Below are 7,113 nucleotides of genomic sequence, written 5' to 3'. Positions count from 1 at the left end.
GGTGATCCGGCTGATGCGGAGCGCCTCGGTGTTCGCCGCGCCGTGCGTGGTGGGCCGCGACGGCAACCGCGACGGCCTCCCGACGGTGCTGCTCGAAGCCATGGCGCTGGGTACGCCGTGCGTCTCGACGGATGTCACCGGCATCCCTGAAGTCCTGACCGACCGGGAGACCGGCGTGATGGTGCCGCAGAGCAACCCGGTCGTCCTGTCCGACGCCCTGCAGCGGCTGCTCGAAAACGCCGGCTTCCGCTCGCGTCTCGCCCGTCAGGCCCGCACGCTCATCGAGGAGCGTTTCGATATCCACCGCAACGCCGCCCGCATCCGCGACCTGTTCGCGCAGGCGGCTGTCCGCGAAGCCCAGGAAGAAGAGGTGATGGCATGAGAATCGCCTACGTCTGCGCCGATCCCGGCGTCCCCGTTTTCGGCACCAAGGGGTGCTCCATCCACGTCCAGGAAGTCATCCGCGCCTTTGTGCGCCAGGGGCACGACGTGGTGCTGTTCGCCCAGCGCCTCGGCGGGGGGCCGGCTGCGGACCTCGCCGGCGTGCAGGTCTGGACGCTGCCCTCTCTCGCCTCGGCCGACACCCAGGCCCGCGAAAAAGACGCTCTGGCTGCGAACGACCGGATGCTCGCGCTGCTGGATCGGGAAGGACCGTTCGACCTGGTGTACGAGCGCTACTCGCTCTGGAGCCATGCCGGCATGACCTACGCGTCGACGCACGGCATCGCCGGGCTGCTCGAAGTCAACGCGCCGCTGATCGAGGAGCAGGCCACGCATCGCGTCCTCATCGACCGGCAGGGCGCGCAGACGGTGGCGGATCACGTGTTCGCGTCGGCTTCGGCGCTCATCGCCGTGTCGGACGACGTGGCGCGCTACCTCGTCGACACCGCGGTGCCGGCGGAGAAGGTGCATGTCGTCCCCAACGGCGTCGACCCGGAGCGTTTCACGCCGGCCGTGCGGCCTGCGAGCCCGGCGCCGGCGGGTGTGTTCACGGTCGGTTTCGTGGGCACCCTCAAGCCGTGGCACGGCCTGCCCGATCTGATCGAAGGCTTCGCGCTGCTGCGCCGCGCCGACCCCACCGCCCGCCTGCTGATCGTCGGGCAGGGGCCGGAGCAGGACGCGCTGGAAGCCGATCTGGCGCGCAGGGGATTGCGCGACGCGGCCGAGTTCACCGGCGCGGTCGATCCGGTCGATGTGCCGGCGTATATCGCGAGCATGGACGTGGCCGTCGCCCCCTACCCGAAGATGGATACCTGTTATTTCTCGCCGCTGAAAGTGTTCGAATACATGGCCTCCGGCCGGGCGGTGGTCGGCAGCCGCAACGGGCAGCTGGCCACCCTGATCGAAGACGGAGAGGACGGATTGATCTACGAACCCGGCGACACCGCCGGTCTGGCCGTGGCGCTGATCCAGCTCAACCGCAACAGCACGCTGCGGTATCGTCTCGGCGAAAACGCGCGTCGCAAGATCCTTCGCCATCATACCTGGGAGGCCACGGCCGACCGCATCGTACATCTCGGGCGCTCCGCCCAACCGATTCTGGAAGAGGCCGCGTAATGGGACGCAAACAGACACTCCGCGCCACCGCGCCCGGGTTTTTTCATATGCTGCGGCACTTCGCGCCCTACCTGCGCGAACACCGCGGCCTGATCGGCGGGTCGTTCGCCGGCCTGTTCGTCGCCGTGCTGCTGAAGGCGCTCGAGCCGTGGCCCCTCAAGTTCGTATTCGACCAGGTGATTCTGCCGGATCCGTCGGCGACGCCGGCGTTCGCGTGGCTGGCCACGGCCGACCCGATGCTGCTGCTGGGGCTCTCGGCGGTGCTGGTGGTGGTGATCATGGGCGGGCGCGCCTTCTTCGAGTACGTGTACAAGGTAGGATTCGCCCTCGTGGGCAACCGGGTGCTGACCCGCGTGCGCGCTGCGCTCTACCGGCACATCCAGTGCCTGTCCCCTTCGTACCACGACCGCGCCCACAGCGGCGACCTCATCATCCGGGTCATCAGCGATATCGGGATGATGCGGGACATGGCCGTCACGGCGCTCATGCCGCTCATCGCGAGCATCCTCGTGCTGGTGATGATGATGGGGCTGATGTTCTGGATGAACTGGCAGTTGTCGCTGGTGGCCCTGGTCACCCTGCCGTTGTACTGGCTGCCCACGATGCGGCTGAGCAAACGCATCCAGGAGGTCTCCCGCGACCAGCGCAAGCGCGAGGGCGCCATGGCCTCGACGGCGGCGGAGTCGATCGGCGCGATCCGGGTGGTTCAGGCGCTGTCGCTCGAAGGTACGTTCTCCAAGGCGTTCACCGGGCAGAATGCCGGCAGCATGAAAGAGGGTGTCCGCGCCAAGCGGCTGGCCGTCCGGCTGGAGAGCCTGGTGACGGTGATGATCGCCCTGTCCACCGCGCTCGTGCTCTCGTACGGCGCGTGGCTGGTGCTGCATGGTGATCTCACCGCCGGCGGGCTGCTCGTCTTCCTGTCCTACCTCAAATCGGCCTTCAAGCCGATGCAGGATTTTGCGAAGTACACGGGGCGCCTCGCCAAGGCGACGGCCGCCGGCGAGCGCGTGATCGACGTGCTCGAACGCAAGCCGGATATCGTGGATGCGCCCGAGGCCGCCCCCGCGCCGGCGTTGCAGGGGCATGTGCGGCTGGATCGCGTCTCGTTCGCCTATGCCAGCGAGGGGCGCCGGATCCTGGACCGCTTCAGCCTCGACGTGGCGCCGGGCCGCACCCTCGCGCTCGTCGGCTCGTCGGGCGCCGGCAAGTCGACCATCGCCAGCCTGCTGCTCCGCCTCTACGACCCCATCGACGGCCGCGTGATGATCGACGGGAAGGACATCCGGTCCTACACCCTCGAATCGCTCCGCACCCAGATCGGCGTCGTCCTGCAGGACAACCTGCTGTTCGCCTCGAGCGTGCGCGACAACATCGCCTACGGCAACCCGAACGCCGACGAAGCCACGATCGAGGCCGCCGCCCGGCTCGCGAACGCGCATGACTTCATCATGAAGCTCGACGAAGGCTACGACACCGTGCTGGGCGAACGCGGCGTGACGCTGTCTTCCGGCCAGCGGCAGCGCGTGGCGATCGCCCGGGCCGCCATCCGCAACGCGCCGCTGCTCATCCTCGACGAGCCAACGACGGGTCTGGACGAACGGAACCGGCAGGACGTCATCCAGGCGCTGCGCCGGCTCGCGTCCGGCCGCACGACCATCCTGATCACGCACGATCTCGACCTCGCCGCCCACGCCGACCAGATCCTCTTTCTGGAAAACGGGCGGGTCGCCGAAGCAGGCGACCATGCCACCCTCATCGCGGAGGGCGGGCGGTACGCGGCCCTCTATCGGCTCCAGTCGCTCGGCGCGGATGCGCCCGAGCCGGCCGAAATCCTTGTATGACCCGCATTCCACCCATGAATACGCACGACGAACACCTCATTGCGCGCGACACCGCGCTGCCGGGGCTTCGCTCCGTCCTGGATCCGAACGCTTTCGCCGGCATGCTGCGCGCCAACGACGTCCCGTTCGAGGTACGCGACGCCGCGATGACCTACATCCGCTACAAGCCAGGCCAGAGCTGCCTCGTCGGGTACGAGATCCGGACGGACGACGGCACGCTGCCCGTGTACACCAAGGCTTACCGGCTCGACGAGCGGGAAAAGCTGGCCAAGGCGAGCATGCGCTTTTCGGAAGCCGGCAAAAGCGAGCGCGGCGGTTTTGTCGACGGCGCGCGGTTTCTGTTGACGACGTTTTATCCGCACGATGCGCGGCTCCGCGCGATGCGGCGGCTGAAGACGGCCGGCGATCAGGGGCATCTCCTGCGCGACCTGTTCGGCGGCACGTCGCCGTGGGCCGGCGGCCGGATCGAAACGATCCGCTACAAGCCGGAGCGTCGGTTTGTCGGCCGGCTGGATGTCGACGGCGTGCCCGAGGCGGTGGTCAAGTTTTACACCGAAACGGCGTTTGAAGGACTCGTCGCCCGCTCCACGGCCTTTCACGATGCCGGACCGCTCCGGCTGACGCCGCTCGTGGGGCGGTCCGACCGCTACAACGGCCTGGCTTTCGCCTGGATGCCGGGCGCGCGCCTCACCGAATCGCTGCTGGATGGCGGCGCGGATCCGTGGACGGCGCACCAGGTCGGGCTCTCGCTCGCGCTGATGCACGGGCAGGCCGGCGACGGGTTGCCGGTCCGCACGCCGCAGGACGAGCACAACCACCTGGCTTCGGTGGCCGACAGCCTGACGTTCCTGCTTCCGGAGCACGCCGGCTATATCCAGGACGTCGTCGACCGCATCCGCACCGGGCTGTCGCGCCAGGCCGGCGCGCCGTGCCCGACGCATGGCGACTTCTACGCCAAGCAGGTGCTCGTCGACGGCGACACGATCCAGCTGCTCGACTTCGACGAAAGTGCGCTCGACAACCCGATGATCGATGTCGGCAACTTCGTCGCCCATCTCCATCGGGACCGGATGCGGAGCGGCCTCGCCGAGGGGGCGATGGACCGCTACGAGGAGGCGTTTCTGGAAGGGTATCGCGAGACGGCCGGCGGGCTCGCCGAGCGCGACTGGACGCTGTACGCCGCGGCCGGCCTGCTCAAGCTCGCGCCGCATCCGTTCCGCTTCCGGGAGTCGGACTGGCCCGAGCGCGTCCTCGAGATCCTGGCCTGCGCCGATGCCTTCGCGGCACGCAGCACGTATACGGCTCCGGCCGCCGCGCCCCGGATCGACGCCGGCATCCCCTGTCTGGAGGCCGCGCTCGATCCCGCGCAGGCCACACGCGCCCTGGCGGCTGTGGCGGGCCCGGAGGCGCGTGTCGAGCGGGCCCGGCTCCTGCGGCATAAGGCCGGCCGGCGCGCCCTGATCGGCTATGAGATCCGGCTCGCGCCCGGCGCACAGGAGACGGTCACGTGGCTCGGGAAGGTCCGCGCCCGAGGACTGGATCGCGGCACCTACGACCGATCGGTCGCGCTCTGGGAAGGCGCCTTCGGCCCACGGGGCGATGCCGGCGTCGCGGTGGCCGAGCCGGTCGGTCTCGTGCCGGCCTGGAACATGTGGCTCCAGCGGAAGGAAGCCGGCACGATCGCGTCGGAGCGGCTTCTGGAGGCGGACGGCGTCGCGGTGGCGCGCCGCATCGCCGAGGCGCTGGCCTATCTGCACGCCCACGGCGTCGCCGCCGACAGAACCCACGGCGTGACGGACGAGCTGAAGATCCTGAGCGATCGGTTGCTGGGGATGAAGGACGAGCGGCCCGAGTGGACCGGCCGGCTGGACGCGGTGGTCGCCGCGTGCTGCGCGGAAGCCCTGGCGCTCGAGGCCTCGCCCCGGCGTCCGATCCACCGTGATTTTTATGCGGACAATGTCCTGGTCGACCGCGATCGGGTGGTGCTGCTCGATCTGGATCTGTACACCGAGGGCGATCCGGCGCTCGACGCCGGCAATTTCATCGCGCACCTGATCGAACAGGGGCTGCGGCAGGCAGACGACGCCGGCTGGCTCGAGGCCCATGCCGATGCGTTTCAGGCCGCCTTTCTGGCCCGATCCCCCCGTGCCAGCAAACACGCTGTCGCGTGTTACACGACGCTGGCGCTCGCGCGCCATATCCACATCAGCACGCGCTTCCCCGAGCGCCGCCGATACACGCACACGCTGCTCGCCCTGTGCGAGGCGCGTCTTGGCATCATCACCACCGAACCACGGCCCGTTGCCCCCATCGAGGCGCTGTCATGAATCACCGCACGTATCTCTCCCGCATCCTGTTGTCGCTCGTTCTTTTCGCGGCTGTCGCCACATCCCATGCCCAGCCGCATCTGGCGATGGCGATGCCGGCACAGTCCGCGGCCCCCGGCCACACGGCGGACGCGCCGCCGGCCCCCGGCCAGTTCACCTGGGTGCTGTTCGACACGCCCGAGCGGCAGCCGGCGGATGAGATGGCCACGCTGCTCGAAAAGCGAGGCATCAGCAGTCATGTGCTCAGCCTGGATGCAAACCCCATCCGGCGGTATCGGGTTGTGCACGGGGCGTATGCGTCGTCCGATCAGGCCCTGACCGACCGGCAGGCCGTGACAAAGGTGGTGTCGGATGCGTGGGTGATGGGCGTGACGGAGGCGATGAACGTGGCGAGCGCCCTCCCCGCGCCCGGGATCGAGGAGCCGGCGGCGTCTCCGTCCGTCGACCCCGCCCCCGACGAGCCCATCCGCCGGACGCCGCTGCCGCGCCGGATGGAGGCCGACCTCCGGTTCAGCAACGTGTACGACTCGAATATCGACCACAACGACGAGGATACCCGGTCGTACGGTTATGTGCCGGCGCTGCACCTTCGCCTGTTCAATGCCGTCGAGGATCCATGGATCACGGTCGACTACGTGGTGGCGCGGCATGCCTATACGAATTCGGAACGGTGGGACCGGATCAGCAACCTCTTCAGCATGGCCTTCACCCCGCATTTGTCGGGTCGTCTTCGCAGCGCGACGACCGTCGAGGCATCGCTGAAGGGGTCGTCCGAGGACCGCGATCTGGCGAACCAGTACCAGGTCGTCCAGGAGTTCGAATACCGGTTTACGCGGGATCACCGGCTGTTCCTGTACGGCACCTATCGGGTGAAGCGCTTTCCCGACAGCCCGGAAGACAACGCGCTCAAGCCGAACGCCGGCCTCGTTTTCCAGCGCCGGATGGATCGGGGCGAGCGCGTCGAGTTCGAGGCCCGCTACGAGCGCAATATCGAGGCGCTGAGCGTGTCGGGCTATTCGCGCTGGACCTACAGCGCCGAATACCGGACGCCGATCACCCGCTACGGCGGCCAGGCCCAGCTCAAGGCGAAATACCGCAGCAAGCTGTACGATGAACGTCTTGTTGAGCTGGATGACGTAGATTACCTCCGGCAGGACCACAACTGGAGCATGGAGCTGGAGCTGAACAAGCGGGTCTCGCGCAACCTCGATCTGCTCCTCGGCTACGAATACGAGTTCCGCAATTCCAACGATCCGTCCAAGTACTTCGATGCCAGCCTGTTCATGCTGATGGTCTCGTACCGCCTCTGAAACGCGGGATGCCGACCCCGCGCGGGCCGGAAGCCGCGCACGCCGCGAAAATGTAGCGGCCGCGTGGTCATTCCACTT

The 7,113-nt window shown here is 68.2% G+C and carries 5 protein-coding genes; all 5 read left to right on the top strand.

Annotated features, from left to right (window positions below; genetic code table 11):
* On the top strand, positions 1-382 hold a 382-nt coding region (locus tag R2834_23380; GenBank protein ID MEZ4703291.1), incomplete at its 5' end, for a glycosyltransferase family 4 protein.
* On the top strand, positions 379-1,557 hold the full coding sequence (locus R2834_23375; protein MEZ4703290.1) for a glycosyltransferase family 4 protein: 1,179 nt from the start codon (positions 379-381) through the stop codon (positions 1,555-1,557). The genes R2834_23380 and R2834_23375, both read left to right, overlap by 4 nt.
* Entirely contained in the window at positions 1,557-3,398 is a 1,842-nt protein-coding gene (locus R2834_23370; GenBank protein MEZ4703289.1) for an ABC transporter ATP-binding protein, read from the top strand. The genes R2834_23375 and R2834_23370 overlap by 1 nt, the downstream gene beginning before the upstream one ends.
* A 14-nt stretch (positions 3,399-3,412) precedes the next feature.
* Positions 3,413-5,725, top strand: coding sequence for an aminoglycoside phosphotransferase family protein (locus R2834_23365; GenBank protein ID MEZ4703288.1), 2,313 nt, complete (start codon positions 3,413-3,415; stop codon positions 5,723-5,725).
* A complete protein-coding gene (locus tag R2834_23360; GenBank protein ID MEZ4703287.1) occupies positions 5,722-7,035 on the top strand; it encodes a hypothetical protein in 1,314 nt (437 codons plus the stop codon). The genes R2834_23365 and R2834_23360 overlap by 4 nt, the downstream gene beginning before the upstream one ends.
* The last annotated feature ends 78 nt before the right edge of the window (positions 7,036-7,113 follow it).

The sequence above is a fragment of the Rhodothermales bacterium genome (assembly GCA_041391505.1).
Classification (GTDB): domain Bacteria; phylum Bacteroidota; class Rhodothermia; order Rhodothermales; family JAHQVL01; genus JAWKNW01.
This window is presented reverse-complemented; position numbering and strand designations above follow the sequence as displayed.